The 19,734-nt window shown below is 42.2% G+C and carries 23 protein-coding genes; all 23 read right to left on the reverse strand.

Annotation, left to right across the window (positions count from 1 at the left end):
- Positions 1-22 precede the first annotated feature (22 nt).
- Positions 23-694, reverse strand: coding sequence for a menaquinol-cytochrome c reductase cytochrome b subunit (gene qcrB / locus FKZ59_RS01260; RefSeq protein WP_141600918.1), 672 nt, complete (start codon positions 692-694; stop codon positions 23-25).
- Positions 695-716: 22 nt separating this feature from the next.
- The gene (locus tag FKZ59_RS01265; protein WP_141600919.1) at positions 717-1,217 is read right to left on the reverse strand and encodes a QcrA and Rieske domain-containing protein; all 501 of its coding nucleotides are present in this window, start codon (positions 1,215-1,217) and stop codon (positions 717-719) included.
- 161 nt (positions 1,218-1,378) lie between these two features.
- A complete protein-coding gene (locus FKZ59_RS01270; protein ID WP_141600920.1) occupies positions 1,379-1,828 on the reverse strand; it encodes a YpiF family protein in 450 nt (149 codons plus the stop codon).
- 122 nt (positions 1,829-1,950) lie between these two features.
- Positions 1,951-2,505, reverse strand: a complete 555-nt coding sequence (locus FKZ59_RS01275; RefSeq protein WP_141600921.1) for a ReoY family proteolytic degradation factor — start codon at positions 2,503-2,505, stop codon at positions 1,951-1,953.
- A gap of 11 nt (positions 2,506-2,516) precedes the next feature.
- Entirely contained in the window at positions 2,517-3,773 is a 1,257-nt protein-coding gene (locus tag FKZ59_RS01280; RefSeq protein ID WP_141600922.1) for a tetratricopeptide repeat protein, read from the reverse strand.
- A gap of 103 nt (positions 3,774-3,876) precedes the next feature.
- Positions 3,877-5,166: a 3-phosphoshikimate 1-carboxyvinyltransferase gene (gene aroA, locus FKZ59_RS01285; protein WP_141600923.1), complete on the reverse strand. Its 1,290-nt coding sequence runs from the start codon at positions 5,164-5,166 to the stop codon at positions 3,877-3,879.
- A gap of 28 nt (positions 5,167-5,194) precedes the next feature.
- Positions 5,195-6,292: a prephenate dehydrogenase gene (locus FKZ59_RS01290; protein WP_141600924.1), complete on the reverse strand. Its 1,098-nt coding sequence runs from the start codon at positions 6,290-6,292 to the stop codon at positions 5,195-5,197.
- Positions 6,289-7,389: a histidinol-phosphate transaminase gene (gene hisC / locus FKZ59_RS01295; protein WP_141600925.1), complete on the reverse strand. Its 1,101-nt coding sequence runs from the start codon at positions 7,387-7,389 to the stop codon at positions 6,289-6,291. Before hisC ends, FKZ59_RS01290 begins: the two co-directional genes overlap by 4 nt.
- A 16-nt stretch (positions 7,390-7,405) precedes the next feature.
- Entirely contained in the window at positions 7,406-7,777 is a 372-nt protein-coding gene (gene aroH / locus FKZ59_RS01300; protein ID WP_141600926.1) for a chorismate mutase, read from the reverse strand.
- Positions 7,774-8,865, reverse strand: a complete 1,092-nt coding sequence (gene aroB, locus FKZ59_RS01305) for a 3-dehydroquinate synthase (RefSeq protein ID WP_141600927.1) — start codon at positions 8,863-8,865, stop codon at positions 7,774-7,776. Before aroB ends, aroH begins: the two co-directional genes overlap by 4 nt.
- A gap of 2 nt (positions 8,866-8,867) precedes the next feature.
- The gene (gene aroC, locus FKZ59_RS01310; RefSeq protein WP_141600928.1) at positions 8,868-10,049 is read right to left on the reverse strand and encodes a chorismate synthase; all 1,182 of its coding nucleotides are present in this window, start codon (positions 10,047-10,049) and stop codon (positions 8,868-8,870) included.
- A gap of 155 nt (positions 10,050-10,204) precedes the next feature.
- The gene (locus tag FKZ59_RS01315; RefSeq protein WP_141600929.1) at positions 10,205-10,975 is read right to left on the reverse strand and encodes a CheR family methyltransferase; all 771 of its coding nucleotides are present in this window, start codon (positions 10,973-10,975) and stop codon (positions 10,205-10,207) included.
- Positions 10,976-11,180: 205 nt separating this feature from the next.
- Entirely contained in the window at positions 11,181-11,597 is a 417-nt protein-coding gene (ndk, locus tag FKZ59_RS01320; protein ID WP_141600930.1) for a nucleoside-diphosphate kinase, read from the reverse strand.
- A 92-nt stretch (positions 11,598-11,689) separates the two neighbouring features.
- A complete protein-coding gene (gene hepT, locus FKZ59_RS01325; protein ID WP_141600931.1) occupies positions 11,690-12,664 on the reverse strand; it encodes a heptaprenyl diphosphate synthase component II in 975 nt (324 codons plus the stop codon).
- A 14-nt stretch (positions 12,665-12,678) separates the two neighbouring features.
- Positions 12,679-13,386 carry a demethylmenaquinone methyltransferase gene (locus FKZ59_RS01330; RefSeq protein WP_141601064.1) on the reverse strand — a complete coding sequence of 236 codons (708 nt, stop codon included), beginning with the start codon at positions 13,384-13,386 and terminating at the stop codon, positions 12,679-12,681.
- 8 nt (positions 13,387-13,394) lie between these two features.
- Positions 13,395-14,156 carry a heptaprenyl diphosphate synthase component 1 gene (locus FKZ59_RS01335; RefSeq protein WP_181733125.1) on the reverse strand — a complete coding sequence of 254 codons (762 nt, stop codon included), beginning with the start codon at positions 14,154-14,156 and terminating at the stop codon, positions 13,395-13,397.
- 68 nt (positions 14,157-14,224) lie between these two features.
- Positions 14,225-14,446, reverse strand: coding sequence for a trp RNA-binding attenuation protein MtrB (mtrB, locus tag FKZ59_RS01340; protein WP_141600933.1), 222 nt, complete (start codon positions 14,444-14,446; stop codon positions 14,225-14,227).
- Positions 14,447-14,502: 56 nt separating this feature from the next.
- Positions 14,503-15,072: a GTP cyclohydrolase I FolE gene (gene folE, locus FKZ59_RS01345; protein ID WP_141600934.1), complete on the reverse strand. Its 570-nt coding sequence runs from the start codon at positions 15,070-15,072 to the stop codon at positions 14,503-14,505.
- 220 nt (positions 15,073-15,292) lie between these two features.
- Positions 15,293-15,565 (reverse strand): HU family DNA-binding protein, encoded by a 273-nt coding sequence (locus FKZ59_RS01350; RefSeq protein ID WP_141600935.1) that lies wholly within the window; start codon positions 15,563-15,565, stop codon positions 15,293-15,295.
- Positions 15,566-15,965: 400 nt separating this feature from the next.
- Positions 15,966-17,444: a stage IV sporulation protein A gene (spoIVA, locus tag FKZ59_RS01355; protein WP_141601065.1), complete on the reverse strand. Its 1,479-nt coding sequence runs from the start codon at positions 17,442-17,444 to the stop codon at positions 15,966-15,968.
- 96 nt (positions 17,445-17,540) lie between these two features.
- The gene (locus FKZ59_RS01360; protein WP_141600936.1) at positions 17,541-18,266 is read right to left on the reverse strand and encodes a hypothetical protein; all 726 of its coding nucleotides are present in this window, start codon (positions 18,264-18,266) and stop codon (positions 17,541-17,543) included.
- A 17-nt stretch (positions 18,267-18,283) separates the two neighbouring features.
- Positions 18,284-18,550, reverse strand: a complete 267-nt coding sequence (locus FKZ59_RS01365; protein ID WP_141600937.1) for a DUF2768 domain-containing protein — start codon at positions 18,548-18,550, stop codon at positions 18,284-18,286.
- Positions 18,551-18,710: 160 nt separating this feature from the next.
- Entirely contained in the window at positions 18,711-19,724 is a 1,014-nt protein-coding gene (locus FKZ59_RS01370) for an NAD(P)H-dependent glycerol-3-phosphate dehydrogenase (RefSeq protein ID WP_141600938.1), read from the reverse strand.
- Positions 19,725-19,734: the final 10 nt, after the last annotated feature.

The following is a 19,734-nucleotide window of genomic DNA, read 5'->3' on the forward strand; positions in this document are numbered from 1 at the left end:
AACGAATGAAACCACATATCAATCATAGTGGTCCAGAAATACCTTGACGACGGATCATAATAAAGTGAACTGCTAGCAACACAAATAAAGCCGCTGGCAAGAAGAATACGTGGATAGCAAAGAATCGCGTCAATGTTTGAGCACCGATGATTGTATCATCACCAGCAAGCAATACTTTAATTAGGTCCCCGATGAATGGAACGGAACCGGCAATTTCAAGACCTACTTTCGTAGCGAACAACGCTTTCATGTCCCATGGAAGTAGGTATCCAGTAAATCCAAGACCTAACATTACGCAGAAAATTAAAACACCTACGATCCAGTTGAGCTCACGAGGTTTTTTGTACGAACCTGTGAAGAACACACGAAGCGTATGTAAGAACATCATGACGATTACCAATGATGCTCCCCAGTGGTGCATACCGCGCACAATCTCACCGAATGCTACTTCGTTTTGCAAGTAGTAAACTGATTTCCAAGCATTCTCAACGTCTGGTACATAGTACATTGTCAAGAACATACCAGATAAGATCTGAATTACTGTAATGAAGAAAGTCAGTCCTCCGAAACAGTAAACGAATGCCGAGAAGTGGTGTGCAGGGTTAACGTGCTCTGGCACTTCGTGGTCGGCAATATCACGCCATATTGGGGTGATATCTAAACGCTCATCGACCCAATCATATAATTTACGCACTTGTGTTGTACCCCCTAACTAATTAAGCTAATGTGTTTGGTATTTTCTTCCCAAGCATTAAGTAACCATCTTTCTCAGAAACTTCATACTGATCTAATGGTCCAGTTGGCGGTGTACCGGCAATGTTTTTACCGTTTTTCTCATAACGTCCAGCATGACAAGCACAGAAGTATTCGTTTTTGTGTTCGCCGCCTTCCCAGTTTACGGTACATCCTAAGTGTTTACATACTGGTGAAAGCGCTATAATTTTGTCGCCTTCTTTGTAAACCCAAGCCATTTCGGATACTTCAGACTTGTACCAAGCATCTACCTGTTCGTAAGAGAAGTCCACACGTACCGGAACATCTGTTAATTCATCAATTTTTTGGCTAGTCAGTATAAAATCGCCTTCCGCTTTTGCCTGCAAAGCAGGATCAATAGCAAAGCGAATCATCGGCATCAGAATGCTTGCCGCCATGAAACCACCAACACCAGTTAAAGTGTAGTTAAGAAATTGACGTCTTGAAACCTTTTTGTTACTCATCCTTTTCCCCCCTCTAACTTAAGGTCAGTCCAACAGACATAATTACATATAATTAATAATAGTATAAACTAGGACATATCTATGATATATCAATAAAATGGGCAGGTCAATAATGCATTATATTGGTTTCCATAGATTGTGAACAATTATTGAATGAATTGTTAACGTTGATACCACTTCGATGATAGGATCGGGATCAGCTGTTTTAATTGCTCTTCCAATATACGTTTTTTGACATCTTTATCCATCGATTCGATTGGAATGGCCGGCAGCCAAATCACATCCAATTCATCCTGGAGCTTTGTCCAATAATGATCGCATGTGATGAACACGACATGTTTAAAACCTCCTTCTTGTATGTTTTGTTTCAAGGCGAGGACAAGTTCCTCCCTTTTTGTTTGCTCCGTATAAGAATAAGGAGGAAGGAGCATCAATCGTCCTCTGAATTGTTGTTCAACAAAGGCTGTCAACGCCATTAAAAATTCCGCTTCCGAACTGCTTTTCACGATGTTGTCTTCGGAAAAATCCAATGAAAGGAGCGGAACTATAGCGGTATCAATAAATTCTTTATTCTGTTGATATTGTTGTACATCTTTCGTTTGAAAATACATTATTTTTTCCTCCAAAGTAACATTTTTTCATCATAAATAATATTATACCCCAGCACATTTGAAACAGATGGGGAAAAATAAAAAATCCAGTCGAAAGATATAATCTTTTCGACTGAATTTCTCTAGTGTTTTGAGGTTTCTTTTAATGCCTGTAACAGATTGGAGAGTTCCAAAAACTTTTCTTTATTTCCCTGGTCGAGCGCTTCATCGATCTCCCTCAATAGTTTCTCTTCCTGGAATGTCAGCATGCTCGTTTTAAGAATTTCTTCCGCAATCAATCGGTCTTTTTCGTTCGGATTCAGGTCCTTCGGAATATATGGGTTTTCCTCCAATACAGCCAAATACAATTGATTTGGCGGCACATTCGGAAAATTCAGCTGAATGTACATATCTTCGTTTGGATAAAGCCTTAAATCATGAAAAGACTTCTCGGCATCGCTTGTCATGATATTGCCTTTATAAAAACGGAATGGCACGCCATTCGAATCCACGCTCGACATGACAATCGCCCTCGGACAATAATGAGCTTCTTCTACAAAATGGATATTTTTTAGCAACTCATCATTGCTCAGCAAATAATTCAGAATCCAGACACACTCTCGCCTCTTTAATTGGAAGTTTTTCAAGAACCAACGCACGAAGTTCTTTTTGTCTGCGATTGGTACGGAAGAAGCCATAATAGTCCCCCCTATTCTAGACTATCAAGTAAATCCAACCACTGTATTTCTGTCGGTTGCAATTCGATCAAACGCTGTACTACTTCCCGAGCCTCTTCGCGTTTGCCGTCTTCTATCAGGAAGTAGCAGTAGTTTTCAAGAAATGATGGATCATCTTTTAATTCATTATATGCTGATTTATAAATTTCGTATGCTCTATCGTACTGTTCATTTTTTGCGAATGCATCTGCAACAAAAGGGGATAAAGAAACCCATTCGAATTGTTCCCTTTCCAATTTTTCATACAACTCAATAATGTCATCATAGCGCTCCATTTGATGATAAACCGACATCAGGACAAGAATCGCTTCCATATATTCGGGATCCAATTCGACCGCTTTTTTCAAATGCTCTATGGCTTCTTCAGGGAGTTTATTTTTTAGCGCGATTTTACCCGCAAACAAATAGAAGGATTTTTCGTATTCGTCCCGCTTAATTCCTTCTTTGATGACGCTATATGCCTTTTCATTATCTTCCAGCATGGCATAACTTTGGGCCAGCAATAAATAGCTGCTGAAATAGTCGGGATCGAGTTCTTTTAAATCTTCCAATTGCCTGATGGCAGTTTCATATTTTTCGCATTGGAAGGCGCTGTAAGCACTGCCGTAAAGCAAGTCGGCCGTCACTTTCTCTTCCAAAGCTTCCATGTAATAATCCAGCGCTTTTTCAAATCCTCCGCCCGCGCGGTAAACTTCCGCGAGTCTTTCCGCTAGGAGTACCCCGGCAATTTCTTTCACTTTTTTATGCAGGTTTTCATAAATGCGTGCCGCTTCCGGGAAACGGCCGGTTTCATATAGCAGTTCCGCTTTGGCAAACTGGATTAACGGTTCATCCGGAAGCAGTTCCAATGCTTCATTGATGCGTTTTTCCGCCGCTTCATAAAGTCCCTGCATTTGATAATAATCCGCCAATAGGAGCAGGCATTGGGGATATTCCGGCGTACTTGGATCTATCCCGAACAGGATGTCAAGGGCCTCGTCTTCCTCGCCCAGCTCAATCAGTACAGAAGCATAATCGATGGAAATTTGGGCCTCATCCGGGAACAGAAAACGCAAATGCTTCAATACGCGTTTTGCCTGCTGTATGTACCCGTATTGCAAAAGCAATTCGTATATTTCATACTGTACTTCCGGTGTTTCTTTTAAAAATAATGTCTCCAACAGAGAATCAATGCGGCCCACTTCGCCGCCTTCTATCGCCTGAATGATGTCCTGTGTGATGTTGTTCAATTCGATCACCTTTGCTTTCGTTATATCAATAAATATGCTACAAAACTAATTTTCGCAAGACAAGAAAAAGGTTCATCCTATTCGATGAACCTTTTTCTGTCATTTATTTTAACAATAAATCAAGATGTTCAAAAAATGTTGGATATGAGACGGCAATGCAATCGGCATCGTCAATTTCTACCGGGGAATCGGTAATCAGGGAGGCGATGGCTGCCATCATGCCGATCCGGTGGTCCCCATAGGTGCACAAACTTGTCCCCTCTAGCGGCGTAGGGCCGTTGATAATCATGCCATCATCCGTAGGCGTAATATCCGCGCCAAGTTTTTTCAACTCTGCCACTACGGCCGCAATGCGGTCTGTTTCTTTCACTTTGAGTTCTTCGGCGTCACGGATGACGGTTGTTCCTTCCGCTTGGGTTGCCAAAAGAGCAATAATCGGAATTTCGTCGATTAAACGGGGAATAATCTCTCCCTCTATCGTTGTTCCTTTTAATTGGGAAGTTCGTACAGTAATGGTTGCCGTCGGTTCAGACGCCCCTTCATTTTCTTGATGGATGGTGATATCGGCACCCATTTGTTGCATCACTTCAATGATGCCTGCCCTTGTCGGGTTGATGCCGACATTTTTTAATACCACTTCGCTATTCGGAACAATCGATCCGGCCACTAAAAAGAAAGCCGCAGAGGAAATGTCGCCCGGAACATCAACATGGGTTGCATGAAGCTGTTGGCCCCCTTCAAGGGAGATGACCCCATCCTTGACATCGATGTTTGCTCCGAATTGTTTTAACATGCGTTCTGTATGGTCCCGGGAAATTTCCTTTTCCCGTACGACCGTCGTTCCTTCCGCCTGAAGGCCTGCAAGCAAAATGGCGGATTTTACTTGGGCACTTGCTACAGGCATCGTATAGTCGATCGCTTTTAATCTTGACCCTACTATTGCAAGAGGAGTATACTGTCCTCCTTCGCGCCCGAAAATTTGTGCCCCCATTTGTTTCAACGGCTTTGTGACACGGCCCATTGGACGCTTGCCAATGGACGCATCCCCTGTAATGACACTAAAAAAATCGGTGCCGGATAAAATTCCAAGCAACAGCCGTGTCGTCGTTCCCGAGTTTCCCGTGTACAACACTTCTTTCGGTTCCTGCCATCCCTCTATTCCCGGGCTGCTGATCTTGACATTTGTACCATCTACTTGAATATCGACACCCAATTTTTGAAAACAATCAATTGTACTTAAACAATCTTCTCCGGGCAGGAAGCCGGTAACCGTCGTTGTTCCTTTTGCGATGGCCCCCAACATTACGGCGCGGTGGGAAATGGATTTATCTCCCGGTACTGTAATGATTCCTTCCAACCTCGGTTTATTATACACCAATACTTTCGAAGACAACACTCTTCCCCCTCTCCATACGGCAACATTAAGAGACGTGCATTTCGAAATTCGTATGTGTACGAATGCAGTTCATCGCTTTTTCCCGATCTTTTTCGGTTTGGAAACTGATGACCAGAATACCAAAGACGTCTTCTCTCGTTTCAACTACCCGTATGTTCGTTATACTGATATTCTCTTCCGCCAAATAACCGGTGATTTCTGAAATCACCCCAGGATAGTCCGGAATATCCACATATAAATCGTATGTAGAATAGAATGCTCCTGTTGTAATAGGCAATGCATCCCGGACATCTTTCGCCTTTTTAAAATATTCTTCGATGGACTCATCATCATTTTCCATCAAAATTTTCTTTACCCGCTGCATTTCTTCAATCCAGGCATCCATTTGCCCAATGAGTTCCTTGCGGTTTTGCAAAGTAATATCCCGCCAAATCATCGGATTCGATGAGGCAATCCGGGTAATATCCCGGAACCCCCCCGCAGCGAGCATGCTCGTCATCGGAAATTTCTTGTTTTCTTCATCCAATTGATGGACGAGGGAAGCAGCTACGATATGCGGAAAATGGCTTACAACGGCAGTCATGTGGTCATGTTCTTCCGCATTGATTTTTACTATTTTTGCCAATGTATATTTCAATAATTCTTTTAAAGCGATGATTTTATTTCCGTCTTCATCATCAAAAGGTGTCAGTATATAATAAGCGTTTTCGAAAAGATATGGTTTGGCGGCCGTAATGCCGCTTTTATGGGAGCCTGCCATCGGATGGCCCCCGATAAATGTAAGTCCTTTTTCCCGAAGCTCAAGGGCTTTCTCCATGATCAGCCCTTTTGTGCTGCCGGTATCGGAAATAATGGCATTTTTCTTCAATGACCAGTTCTTTAACTCATCCATCCATTGCAAAGTGGCGTTCACAGGTGTTCCAAAAATAATGAAATCCGCTTTTTTCGCCGCTTCCTCGACATCTTCCACCACTTCATGAACAATGTTTAATGTTTTGGCCAGTTCTCTTGTCTTTTCGGAAAGATCATAGCCGTACACTTTTGTTTCGGGAGCTTTTTGCAAAGCTAATGCAAGGGACCCCCCTATTAACCCTAAACCAATGATTAACACATTACGGGTCATACCAATGCTCCTTGTTCTTTCAATACCCCTTCAAGAGTTTCCAAGAATTTGCTGTTCTGTTCTTCCGTGCCGAAGGAAACACGGATGAATCCCGGTGTTCCCAAGGCATTTCCGCTTCGAACGATAAATCCGCGCTTCATCATTTCTTGGAAAATCACATCACTGTCTGTTTTTACTTCAAATAAGATAAAGTTTGTTTGGGATGGGTAATACTTTAACCCATGTTTTTTGCAGAATTCTTCATACTGTCGTTTTGCTCTTTCCGTTCTTTCCACCGTTTCTTTGATAAATTCCTGGTCCTCCAGTGCGACGATGGCAACTTTTTGGCTTAATACCGTGTTGTTGAAAGGAGCCCGCACCGGTTCCAATTTTGAAATGACATCCGCCTGTCCGATGGCATAACCTACACGGAATGCGGCAAGCCCATATGCTTTGGAGAATGTGCGCATTATGATGACATTCGGATATTCTTCCACATAATGCAGCGTATCTTGATAAGCCGGATCGGTAATATACTCAAAATAGGCTTCATCCAATACGACAAGCACTTCTTTTGGCACTTTCTTTAAAAAGGCGCTCAATTCTTCGTCTGCCACGATGGTTCCTGTCGGATTATTCGGATTGCATATCCATACAATCGAAGTGTTTTCATCGATTGCTTCAAACATTTTCTCCAAATCATGTTTGCCATCTTTTAATGGCACTTTGCGGATTTCGGCCCCTTCAATTTCCGCATTATGGCTGTATTGGGAAAAGGATGGGTCAGCCATGACCGTATTGACGCCAGGATAAAGCAGCGCGCGGGAAATGATGGCGATAATATCATCGGATCCGCTGCCGAACAGCAATTGATTCTCTTCTACCCCAAGATGTTTGCTGACTGCTGTGCGAAGTTCTTGTGCGTAGCCATCCGGATAAATGGCATAATTAATGTCGTTATTTTTGATAAATTCTTTCACTTTTGGAGAGCAGCCAAAAGGATTTTCATTGGAAGCAAGTTTGATCACTTCTTTTAATCCGAATTCTTTTTGAACTTCTTCGATTGGTTTGCCGGGTTGATAAGCTTTCATTCCATATATTTGTTCTTTGAATTTCATGACCAGCGCTCCTTCTTTATCTTTTTTCTCTCACTAAATCCGGTCTGAGTTTGACAGCATCATTTAAATAGATGTGGTGAATATCTTTCTGGGGTACAGTTGTATTTACATGCATCAGCACACGAATACATAATGGCAACGCTCCTGGAACATCCATTTCATGGGTGCACATCGTCGGAACAAATTTCCACCCTTCAATTGAACGCACTGCCTTCGCCGGAAATGCGGCGTTAATATCCGGCGTGGTTGTGACGATCACGGAAGCAATATCTTCAGGAGCGATATTATTCGCTCTCGCCATTTCTTTCACTAATCTTTCAGTTTCGCTATAAATCACTTCAGGCGTATTGGATTTGATCGTAATCGCCCCACGTATGCCGCGAATCATTTGCATACCTCCTCAAGCAAACCGCGAAGCTCCCGATCTACTTTCCGGCATTCGGATTCGCCAATCTCCCTCACATAAGGTTTTCCTATTTCTTGTAATAACACAAACTTCAATTTTCCGTATTCAATCTTTTTATCTTTCATTAAATATTCATATAAATCATCAAAAGAATATTCATCAACTTTTTTCAGAGGATAATCGTTCCTGTAGGCGAACTTTGCAAAGTCTGCTGTAAATTCCCGTGAAATATTGCCGTATCTTTCACTCAGCAACAGAGCATATATCATTCCGATCATCACCGCTTCCCCATGGGCAAGGCCGCCATATCCCGCCGCAGCTTCGATCGCATGGCCATATGTATGTCCGAAGTTCAAAAACTTTCGGACGGAATGCTCCGTTTCATCTTCGGATACAATTTTGGCCTTTACTTCAATTCCCGATTTCAAATGGTTCGCCAGCTTCTCTTTCCCGATATTGGTGATGGATGGCGTCAGCATTAATTCTTTAAGCCATTTTTCATCAGAAATCATCGCATGCTTAATGACTTCCGCCATTCCTGAACGAATTTCCTTCGTCGGCAGACTGTCCAATAAGTTCATGTCGTAAACAACGGCTTCCGGTTGATAGAATGCCCCCACCAGATTCTTGCCGAGGGGATGATTGATTGCCGTTTTCCCCCCCACTGCCGAATCATGGGCCAAAATCGTCGTAGGAATTTGGATATAAGGGATGCCGCGCATGAACGTCGCCGCTACAAAGCCTGTCAAGTCGCCGACGGCACCGCCGCCGAAAGCGAATAAAAAAGACTTTCGGGAACATTGTTTTTCAATCAAAAAAGTGTGGGCATCTTCGAAATTTTTAAAACTTTTGCAAGCTTCTCCTCCCGGCATGACAAACACTTCAAATGGATATGGAAAGTTTTCCGTGAAATATTTTTGCTGTGCCCGCCATACATTCTCATCTGTAAAAACGACCAGGGTATCTGCTTTTTGAATTTTTTCTTTCAAAGATTCGAAAGCGGAACGCAAAATTCCGCTGCCGATGTAAACTTCATAGAAATGGCTCTTCGTATTCACTGGAATCCGCATTATTAAAACTCCTTCGCCAATTTACGTACTTCATCGATTTGCGCTTTTAATTGCGGCAATTGGTCGCTATGGAACTGTTCGACAATCGCCTTGGCAATTTCCCAGGCAATCACGCATTCAGCCACCACGGATGCGGCCGGAACTGCACAAGCATCCGAACGTTCGACGCTCGCTTTAAAAGGTTCCTTCGTTTCAATATCCACACTTTCAAGCGGCTTATAAAGCGTCGGAATTGGTTTCATGACGCCCCGGACGATGATTGGCATCCCTGTCGACATGCCGCCCTCTATGCCGCCCAACCGATTTGTGCGGCGCTGGTAACCGTGCTGTTTGTCCCAAATAATTTCGTCATGCACTTCAGAACCTTTTCTTCGCGCCATTTCAAAACCGATGCCGAACTCCACCCCTTTAAAGGCATTGATGGAGAGCATTGCCAGGGCAAGTTTCCCGTCCAATTTGCGGTCATAATGCACATAGGAACCTACCCCTGGCGGCATTCCTTCCACCATGACTTCGACAATTCCTCCGATGGAATCTCCGGCTTTTTTTGCCTCATCAATGGCTTGGACCATTTTTGCCGAAGCTTCAGAATCAAACGTATAGCAAGAATCATCTTCAACCATTTGACGGATTTCGTCTGCAGATTTGCCGGCAACTTTCGATGTATCGGCTTTGATGCCATAAATTTCAGTCACATAGCCCACAACGGAAATGCCCAGTTCCTTCAAAAGGGCTTTTGCCACAGAGCCGACAGCAACACGGACAGCCGTTTCTCTCGCGCTTGAGCGCTCCAAAACGTTTCTCAAATCACGGTGGCCATATTTGATGCCGCCAACCAGGTCGGCATGTCCAGGCCGCGGCCTCGTAATTCGGCGTTTAATTTCCGCGGGATCCATGTCTTCAGGAAGGGGCTCAATCCCCATGATTTTAGTCCAATGTTTCCAATCATCATTTTTCACCACTAATGCGACAGGGGAACCCAATGTCTTCCCGTGACGGACACCGCCCACGATTTCTACCGTATCTTTTTCTATTTGCATGCGGCGTCCCCGTCCGTGTCCCCCTTGGCGCCGTTTTAGATCTGCATTGATTTGCTCTGCTGTAATCGGTAAAAGGGATGGCAACCCTTCAATAATTGCCGTTAGTTGCGGACCATGGGATTCCCCCGCTGTTAAATATCTCATCAAACACTTTCTCCCTTCAACTCGCTAAAGTATGTATTTTTTAATATAACATAATGCATAGTAAAAAACATGATAAATAGAATAATTTATGAAAATGACGATTTATCAAAAGATAATACGCTTTTCGCACAATGTCGAAAAACGCCCTCCCTAGCTCATTTTTTTCGATAAAAGAACGTGTCTTCCACTTCCAAATCATAACGGGCCGGATTAAAAATCTGCTCTGTCGAGCCCACAAATAAAATGCCTCCTGGCCGGAGTGATTTGCTGAATTCTTGATATATATAATCCTTTGCCTCTTCGGTGAAATAAATCATGACATTGCGGCAAACAATCAAGTCAAAATTCTTTTCATATGGGTCACTTAACAAATTGTGCTTTCTGAATGCGACAGTATGTTTTATTTCCTCTTTTACCCTGTAAAATTGTCCTTCCCGGATAAAATATTTCGCTTTTATATCGGGAGGAACTTCATTTAAAGAACGCTCGGGATAAACCCCTATTTTCGCTTTCTGCAGACAATTCTCATCAATATCTGTCGCCAAGATTTTTATATCTGACAACGGCAAAAAATTGGAGAGCACCATGGCAATCGTATAAGGCTCTTCTCCCGTTGAACATGCCGCGCTCCATATTTTCAGCCGCTTGTTTCTTTCCAGAAGTTTAGGAAGAATTTTATTCTGGAGCACTTCCCAACGTTTTGCGTTTCGATAAAATTCAGACACATTGATGGTCATCCGGTCGAGGAATTCATTCATTAACGATTTATCTTTTTCAATTCCCCGCAAAAACTCCACAAAATTGTGATATCCTTTTTTTTCATAAAGGGAAGTCAATCGGCGTTTCATTTGCGCCTCTTTATAGAGCGATAAATCGATTCCTGTCAATTTCTTGATGCCTGCAATAAACCGTTCATAATCATTCATGATCATCGAACTCCTCTAATGACGTACACTTATTATATACAAAATTTTTCTTTTCTGAAATATATAAAAAATTCAAAAAGTTAAATTATGACGGCGAAAAAAATTTTTACCTGAAATCAGACCGGAAACATCCCGGGCTTCATAAATAAAAAAGCTATTCCAACAGCAATCGCATTGCCGTGGAATAGCCGGAAAAGTATAAATCTTAGACAAGTTCATCATTGAACCATAATTTAATTTCACGTTCAGCGGAAGATGGTGAATCGGAACCATGAATGACGTTTTCGGAAATTGTAACCGCATAATCACCGCGGATTGTACCTGGCTGCGCTTCTTCAGGTTTTGTAGCACCCATCATGACACGAGCCAGTTTGATAATATTTTCCCCTTCCCAAACCATTGCGAATACAGGTCCGGAAGTAATGAAATCCACCAATTCATTAAAAAACGGTTTTTCTTTATGTTCTTCATAATGTTTTTCCGCTAATTCGCGGGGAACGTTCATTAATTTTGCTGCGCGCATTACAAAACCGCGACGCTCAAAGCGGTCGATAATGTCTCCTACCACTTGGCGTTTTACGCCATCCGGTTTTACCATCAAAAATGTTCTTTCAATTGCCATATGTCTAACAACTCCTTAACTTCCAAGGTTTTTACCTACCGCTAAATATTAACAAAATCACGCTTAAGCTTCAACTACCAATGTCCGATTTTTTAAAATTTGCGTTTGCCTATAAATAATGCGATTTCCTTCAACCTTTTCTTCGTCGGATTGTCAGGCAGCCGTTCCACTTCCTTCATCGCTTTCTCTAAATATTGGTCGCTGATTTTCAACGCTTGTTTTATGGAATCCGATTTCCGCACAATTTGCAGCATTTCCAAACGTTCCTGCTCTGTCACAATCCCTTTTGAAGCGCGTTCGATAAACCGAAGAATTTTTGGATGATTTTTCATCAACAAAATCGGCAATGTGATATTGCCTTGCAACAGGTCGCTTCCTGCCGGTTTGCCAAGCTGCTTGTCTGTTGATGTAAAATCCAGCACATCGTCCACGATTTGATAACTCATCCCGACATAATAGCCAAATCTCTTTAAACGTTTTGTAACTTCAGGATCCGCCTCTGCAACAACCGCCCCCACTTCGCAGCTTGATTCAATGAGCAGCGCGGTTTTCCGTTTAATGCGCCGGAAATAGTCTTTCAGGTTTTGATTTATGCGAAATTTATCTTCAATTTGAATGATTTCCCCTTTACAGATTTCCACCATTGTGCGGGCCAATATTTGGTGGGCCTTTGGATTCTCTATGTGCGTTACGTATTGAATGGCCCGTCCAAAAATAAAACTGCCAGTTAGCATCGCAACCCGATTATTCCATTGAGAACGAACGGTAGGACGCCCTCTTCTCATGTTGGAGTGGTCAATGACATCATCATGTACAAGCGACCCCATGTGAATCAATTCGAGAGGGACAGCAGCATATTTCATGCGATCAATACTATAATTGCCAAATTTCGCGCTCATTAAAACAAAAAGTGGGCGAATTCTTTTCCCGCCCGCATGCAAAAGATGGAGAGAGGCGTCGTTTAATAGATGCGATGTCGACTGTAAAGCCTTTTCTAATTCGTTTTCAATGATATCTATATCCGGCTTGAAATCGGAATAGAGCTTTTGCAACTTCATCTTTTCCACTCGCCAACCTCTCCCTAATTCTCTTTCTTTTTAAATCCCATATGCATTGCTGCTGCGCCGCCGCTATAGCTTTTATATGTGACATTGACAAATCCCACTTCTTCAAACATTTTCGCAAGCTTTTTCATTCCCGGAAACGTGCTTGCGGATTCCTGAAGCCATGAATATTCCTCATAACTTTTCGCAAAAATTTTCCCAAATAGCGGCATGATGTACCGGAAATAGAAACGGAACAATTGTCTATAAACCGGCAGTTCCGGCTGGGAGGTGTCCAGGCAGACGACCATTCCGCCAGGTTTCAATACCCGGTGCATCTCCCTCAATACCTGCATGTAATCCGGAACATTCCGGAGCCCAAAGCCGATTGTGACGTAGTCAAACGTGTTATCATCAAAAGGAAGTTCCATTGCATTTCCATGGATTAATTCCACTTGGGGATAAGGCTTCACTTTTTCAGCACCGATTTTCAGCATATTCTTGCTGAAATCAAGACCTTTTACAATCCCTTTTTCCCCTGTCGCCTTCGCCAGCGCGACAGTCCAATCGGCCGTTCCGCAACAAACATCCAAACATGCAGATCCCGGTTTTACGTTCATCCGTTTCATAACATCTTCCCGCCATTTGACATGCAGATTAAAGCTGATGACGGAATTCATTTTGTCGTAATTCTTGTAAATTTTCTCAAATACTTCATGAACACGTTGTTCTTTGGATTTTTCCATTGTTTTCATTACCTTTCCTTGCTCTCTCTAATCAATCGTTCCTCGATGTATCGTTTAAGCTCGGATTTCATAGAGGAGGTGCGTAGCAACTCTCGCAATTGATGTACAAGTCCATCGATCTTATTTTGAAGGTAATGCTCAAAATTCATGTCCTCGCTGCGCTGAAAACTTTCCATCATTTTTTGTAAAAGCAGTGAGCTATTACCTTCTCTATAGTTTAATAGTTCATTTTGCAACCGAAGAATCAATAAATGTTTTTTCATAATGTACAAATAGTGATTGTAATTATATAATTGATAAAATCTGCTGATACATTCCGTCTCAATGATGGTTAAAGTTTCCAACCAATCATCAATGGCATAACGGTTCGGTTCATAAATCCGAATCTCGTGTTCAGATCTTAAAATGACGCTTTCAGAAAGTTCCCGAATCAACGAAATATTCCCTGAATTTGCCAAAATTTCGTAAAAACGACCACTGTAATAATCGCCAGAAAGCACTGTCAACTGTTGCACCTTTGAAGTGGCATCATGCTCATCAATATAGGAATGCTCGGCGAGGGACGCTTCCACAATCCCGACAGCAATGACGCCCTCATAATTTTCTTCGTCCCAATGGTCACCATTTAATAATGGCAGCAGCAAGTAAAATAATTGATTTTCATCCACCAATGGATCGCCGGTATATTTAACAAGGGTTCTATGTTCGACTTGACGATAAATCGCTTTTTTTAATTGTTCAATTTGATTTTCGATATATGTTGTATCCATAGGTATTACTCCATTCCACTTCAAGCACTGTTTCCTGCACTTCATACAGTCGCCAGGCATCTATGGCTTTATTTTTTCGAATAGCTTTGAATAATGCCATGAGCCGTGTAAATTTTTGCTTTCCCACGGATTTTCATAGCGGACGTATGTTCAGTAAATTGGGCAATCATGACTTCCCCGGCATCCAATTTTTCGGAATGATGAAATTTCGTATCTTGGCCGCGGGTTAAACCGATTACATGTACGCCATCCTCTTCGGCTTCAATGACAACATAATCTGATTGGTTCATACTTCTCCCTCACATCTACATTTTCTTTGTTATCATATCATAATCCGGTATGTTAATTAAGACATTTGAATAAATGAAATCACTTCTTGGCGTTTTACATCATCTTCCTCATAGATTCCTCTTGCACAAGAAGTGACCGTTTTTGTGCCAGGTTTTTTTAATCCCCTCATCGTCATGCACATATGTTCCGCCTCGATCATCACAAAAACGCCTTGTGGTTCCAATTTTTCCATTAAAATATCGGCTATTGTCGTTGTCAGCCGTTCCTGCAACTGCGGTCTATGGCTCACCGATTCCACCAATCGGCCGATTTTGCTTAAACCTGCAACCCTTCCATTCTGGGGTATGTATGCAACATGGGCCTTTCCGTAAAAAGGAATGAGGTGATGTTCGCACATTGAGTAAAATGGAATATCCTTAACCAGAACTAGTTCTTCATGTTCTTCATGAAAGACCGTCTCAAATAAACATCTTGGATCTTCTTTCAATCCGCTGAACATTTCTTCATACATTTTGGATACCCGTTTGGGTGTATCGATCAGTCCTTCACGATTAACGTCTTCTCCTATGGCTTCTAAAATCATTTTTACTGCTTCTTCTATTTTTTTTAAATCAATGTTAGACATATATGTTCCTCCTAAATCGACAAAACACAACACTGTCAAATTGAATCGTAGCACATACAGACGTGAATCGCAAAAGGCTTTTACAAAAAATATTTTTTATTGGGGGATTGTTTATTTTACCCCTCTGATAGTAAAATTGAATTATCAATCGTTAATATAATATGTAAAAAGAGCAGTCATCATATTCATGACGACTGCTCTATGTAATTTTAAAGAAGCTTTATTTAACAGCTTCTTTAAGTGCTTTACCTGGTTTGAAAGCTGGAACTTTGCTTGCAGCGATTTCAATCTCTTCCCCTGTTTGAGGATTGCGGCCTTTGCGTGCAGCACGTTCACGAACTTCAAAGTTTCCAAAACCGATTAATTGCACTTTGTCACCCTTTGCAAGAGCTTCTTGAATGATATCGAAAACTGCGTCAACTGCTTTGGAAGCGTCTTTTTTGGAAAGACCTGCAGCTTCAGCAACTGAGTTTACTAATTCTGTCTTATTCATGCTATTCACCTCCTCTCAAAGGGTTGGAAAAGCTAAATCATGTAAAAAGAGTAACATATTGAAATACTTGGTGCAACTGTATTTATGCATGTTTGTCCAAGAAAAGTTGTATTTTTGCATCATCGGATAACGAAAAGGACTTTTCGTCCACGTGACAAAAAGTCCTATAATAACAATCCATTATTTTTATTATTTCACATTTTTTAAATAATAAACGCAAATATTACATTTATTCTTTTTAGAATGCTGATAAATCAAGATTTTTCACGTAGTATTTTACAGAAATTCTGGGCAACGTGACCAATTTGCAAGAAATGTGATGTGTTTGTGATTTCCAACTAAAAAAGGGCTGTCAAAGCAGCCCTTAATTCTTGACATTTCAAGATTTTTCATCCGTTTATTAAATAATGAACGTTATGAGGCCTTTTTCTCCTTCATTCACCATACGTTCAATCGTTTGGCGCATTCTTTTCTTCGCGCTCGGCGGAACGGCATTCATCTTGAACCTGATTCCTTCCGTCAATACTTCATGAAGCGGTGTACCAAACAATTGGGTTTGCCATAAGGCTTCGCGGTCATGCTTATAGGCATATTGCAAATCTTTTAAGAGCTGACGGCTGTGGAATTCGGAACCGATCAACGGAGAAAATTCAGATTCCATATCGACGCGAATGATATGGTAGGAAGGCGCTTTTGCCTTCATGCGCACTCCGTAGAAGTTGTTCTGTTTAATGATTTCCGGTTCGCTCGGTTCAAATTCTTCCACCGTCGGAAGCGTTACGCCATAGCCGTTTACCGTTGCTTCTTCAATCGCCTCGCGGAAGCGTTTTTGGGCTTTTTTCGCCTCTTGTGCCTCTTTTATGAACAACAGCCAATCTTTTTTCGTATCGATTGGGGCATCTAAAAATTCATTGCAAACCGCTTTATAAATTTCAGGCTTCAGGGTGATGCGCACCGTCGCCACACCCAGCCCCGCATCCACTTTTTCAATGTCGCAAGTTTCAATAAAATCAATATCTCTCAAATCTTCTACCGCTTTGTGGACATCCCGGATTTTTGTGACAGAATTGAGAACGTTGCCCACCGCTTCCGAAAGCGTTGCATTTACATGATGCGTCGGTTCAAGGACATCAAGCCAATCCGGTTTTTCCACTTCAATATCTTCTACCGGGAATTCATAGAGCGCTTCTTCCAAAATATACTCCATGTCTTTCAGCGTCATTTGGTCGATCGAGATGGCAATCACCGGAACGCCATAGCGCTCGATCAATTCATTGCGCAGCTTCTGCGTATTTTGGTTGTGTGGAAATTGGCTGTTTAAAATGATGACAAATGGTTTTCCGATATCCCTTAATTGTTCAACAATTTGTTCTTCCGCCACTTGTGCAGCTTCACGGGCAATCCCGTTTACTGTACCGTCCGTTGTGACGACAACCCCGATGTTTGCATGGTCACGGATGACCTTGTCTGTTCCAATCCGGGCCGCTTCTTGGAATGGAATCGGCTCACTGCTCCATGGCGTGTGGACATATTTCGGCCCATTTTCATCTTCATAGCCTTTAACACCATCGATGACATACCCGACACAATCGGCAAAACGGATACGGAAAGGGATTTCATCTTCCCCGATGCAGATTTCCGTTCCATGGGCAGGAACAAATTTTGGTTCCGCCGTCATAATGACAGGGCCGGGTGAGCTTTGTGGCAGCTCGTCCAGCGCTCTTTTGCGCTCTTCTTCATCCACAATGTTCGGCAGCACGATGGACTCCATCATTTTTTTCACAAATGTGGACTTACCGACCCTTACAGGCCCAACAACTCCAATATATACATCGCCATTTGTTCTTTCCGCTATTTGTTGAAAGATTTGTTCCCCTATTTTAGCTCCTCCTTTGTGCTTCAATCTATGAATTATATAACTAAAATATGAAAAACCTTGCACGAAAAGTCGTACAAGGTTTAAATTTTTTATTTTTTATTCATTATTTTTGGTCGGATCGTACATGAAGACCGGTTCGTTATTTTCATTCACGGTATATGGAAGAGAATAGGCAGGCACTACCGGGTAAGCTTCGACAAGCAGCATGCGGATATCTTCTCCCGGTTTCGGTTTCACATCATGTTCCTTAAGAAACTGTGCCAAATCGATGGAATAATCTACATAAACTTTCCCTTCTGATGAAGCAACCAAAGGCAAATGATTATTGGTATACGGGCTTGGCACCGTCAATTCATTTTGATACCCCAGTTTCTTATAATCTATCGAATAGACATAATCGGCGATTTGTTTCTTATACATCATATATTTTTTTGAGAGAAGGCGAAGATTTAATTCCCGAATGGTTTCGGCCGTGCGCAAATCTACCAGTTTTACTGTCGGATTGTTCTCCGGATCCCAGATGATATATTGGAATATGCCGCCTTTTTCATAAGAATTTCCGGGAACATTGGCCAAATATTTTGGAACAAGTTTTGAAAAATCGATCTGATACTTGATGAAAATATCGGTATCCTGATCTTTTGTTTTAATCGGCAATACACCCGTATCCGCTTTATATTGGTCCACGGCATTTTGTACCGCAATCAGCTGGGCTTCATCAGGGATTTGATTTTCCGCCCGTTCTTCATCCGGGAATAAACAACCGGATAAGACAACAGATGTTAATAGCAACATTGCGAAAAAAATCAGGTTCTTTTTCATTCATATTCACTCCTGAATTATGATGGCCATGTAAAGATGACTAACACCATTAATAACGAACCTATTAAAAAGACAATAAAGGCAATAATCCGGATAAGAGAGGACAAAATGCTGTTTTTTATCCATTTCCGGGCCGCTGTTAACATGAGAATGGAAATGATCATGGCCGCGATGGAATAAAAGGACACCCACATGACATCCATCGGGTGCATATTCGCCAAAGGGCCGCGGGCTGCAGCAAGAACAAATGCGTTGCCATCCATCATCGATAATGGATTCGTCATCGAGATTCCACCTTTCAAATAACAATAAGTGCCAGCGTTTTTGGGCCAAATCTGCAACTATTGAATACTTTCATTATTAACGTCCTTCTTTATAGCATGATGAACGGCCCCTTTTCTCACCCCAAAACGTCCCACGAGGCCGTCCATATGCCTGCAAGTTTTATTGCAAATAATCGATTTCCCTTTTCTTTCCCCGGTGCATTAATTCATCCACCGCATCTTTCGGATCTTTTCCTTCAAACAGCACTTCATAAAGGGCCGTTGTAATCGGCATTGGGACATCATATTTTTGGGCGAGCTGGTATGCCGCTTTTGTTGTGCGGACTCCCTCTACCACCATGCCCATGTTTTCCAATACTTCGTCCAGCTTCATTCCCTTTCCAAGCATATTTCCGGCTTTCCAGTTTCGGGAATGAACGCTTGTACAAGTTACAATCAAATCCCCCATGCCGGTTAATCCGGCAAAAGTGAAAGGATTGCCGCCCATCCGGACGCCTAATCGGGTAATTTCTGCGAGTCCCCGGGTAATCAAAGCCGCTTTCGCATTATCCCCATAATTGAGACCATCGGAAATGCCTGCCGCCAGCGCGATGACGTTTTTCAATGCACCTCCAAGCTCCACACCGATTACATCCGTATTGGTATACACCCGAAAATAATGGTTCATAAACAAATCCTGTATCTTTTCGGCAGAGCGAAGATTTGCGCACGCCGCCGTAATGGTTGTCGGGTGATGCAACACCACTTCTTCGGCATGGCTGGGCCCTGATAATACAACAATATCCTCAACCATATGAGTAGAAAGGGTTTCTTCCAAAATTTCCGAAATCCGCTTTAGCGTATCCGGCTCAATCCCTTTTGATACATGCACAATCAGCGCTTTTTTCTTTAAGTAATCATTGACTTTTTCAGCCACTTCACGGATAGCCTTTGTAGGCACGGCAAAAACGATGATTTCCCCATGGTCGACCGCTTTTTGCAAGTCGCTTGTGGCAATCAATTTTTCAGGAAGTTGAATATTTGGAATGTATTTTTTGTTTGTATGCCGTTCGTTGATTTCTCTCGCTTGATCTTCTCGATGGCTCCAAATCAACGTATCATGGCCATTTTCTGTTAACACCATTGCCAAAGCGGTTCCCCATGAACCCGCTCCTAATACTGATACTTTCTTCATTTGACTCCCC

This window comes from Ureibacillus terrenus (assembly GCF_006569205.1).
GTDB classification, from domain to species: Bacteria; Bacillota; Bacilli; order Bacillales_A; family Planococcaceae; genus Ureibacillus; species Ureibacillus terrenus.

Excerpts from the sequence above, each read along its gene's own strand:
- FKZ59_RS01265 (WP_141600919.1), bottom strand. The coding sequence starts at position 1,217 with ATGAGTAACAAAAAGGTTTCAAGACGTCAATTTCTTAACTACACTTTA.
- FKZ59_RS01270 (WP_141600920.1), bottom strand. The coding sequence starts at position 1,828 with ATGTATTTTCAAACGAAAGATGTACAACAATATCAACAGAATAAAGAA.
- FKZ59_RS01275 (WP_141600921.1), bottom strand. The coding sequence starts at position 2,505 with ATGGCTTCTTCCGTACCAATCGCAGACAAAAAGAACTTCGTGCGTTGG.
- FKZ59_RS01290 (WP_141600924.1), bottom strand. The coding sequence starts at position 6,292 with ATGACCCGTAATGTGTTAATCATTGGTTTAGGGTTAATAGGGGGGTCC.
- hisC (WP_141600925.1), bottom strand. The coding sequence starts at position 7,389 with ATGAAATTCAAAGAACAAATATATGGAATGAAAGCTTATCAACCCGGC.
- aroH (WP_141600926.1), bottom strand. The coding sequence starts at position 7,777 with ATGATTCGCGGCATACGTGGGGCGATTACGATCAAATCCAATACGCCT.
- aroB (WP_141600927.1), bottom strand. The coding sequence starts at position 8,865 with ATGCGGATTCCAGTGAATACGAAGAGCCATTTCTATGAAGTTTACATC.
- aroC (WP_141600928.1), bottom strand. The coding sequence starts at position 10,049 with ATGAGATATTTAACAGCGGGGGAATCCCATGGTCCGCAACTAACGGCA.
- FKZ59_RS01315 (WP_141600929.1), bottom strand. The coding sequence starts at position 10,975 with ATGAATGATTATGAACGGTTTATTGCAGGCATCAAGAAATTGACAGGA.
- ndk (WP_141600930.1), bottom strand. The coding sequence starts at position 11,597 with ATGGCAATTGAAAGAACATTTTTGATGGTAAAACCGGATGGCGTAAAA.
- FKZ59_RS01330 (WP_141601064.1), bottom strand. The coding sequence starts at position 13,386 with ATGGAAAAATCCAAAGAACAACGTGTTCATGAAGTATTTGAGAAAATT.
- FKZ59_RS01335 (WP_181733125.1), bottom strand. The coding sequence starts at position 14,156 with ATGGATACAACATATATCGAAAATCAAATTGAACAATTAAAAAAAGCG.
- mtrB (WP_141600933.1), bottom strand. The coding sequence starts at position 14,446 with ATGAACCAATCAGATTATGTTGTCATTGAAGCCGAAGAGGATGGCGTA.
- folE (WP_141600934.1), bottom strand. The coding sequence starts at position 15,072 with ATGTCTAACATTGATTTAAAAAAAATAGAAGAAGCAGTAAAAATGATT.
- FKZ59_RS01350 (WP_141600935.1), bottom strand. The coding sequence starts at position 15,565 with ATGAATAAGACAGAATTAGTAAACTCAGTTGCTGAAGCTGCAGGTCTT.
- FKZ59_RS01360 (WP_141600936.1), bottom strand. The coding sequence starts at position 18,266 with ATGAAAAAGAACCTGATTTTTTTCGCAATGTTGCTATTAACATCTGTT.
- FKZ59_RS01365 (WP_141600937.1), bottom strand. The coding sequence starts at position 18,550 with ATGACGAATCCATTATCGATGATGGATGGCAACGCATTTGTTCTTGCT.
- FKZ59_RS01370 (WP_141600938.1), bottom strand. The coding sequence starts at position 19,724 with ATGAAGAAAGTATCAGTATTAGGAGCGGGTTCATGGGGAACCGCTTTG.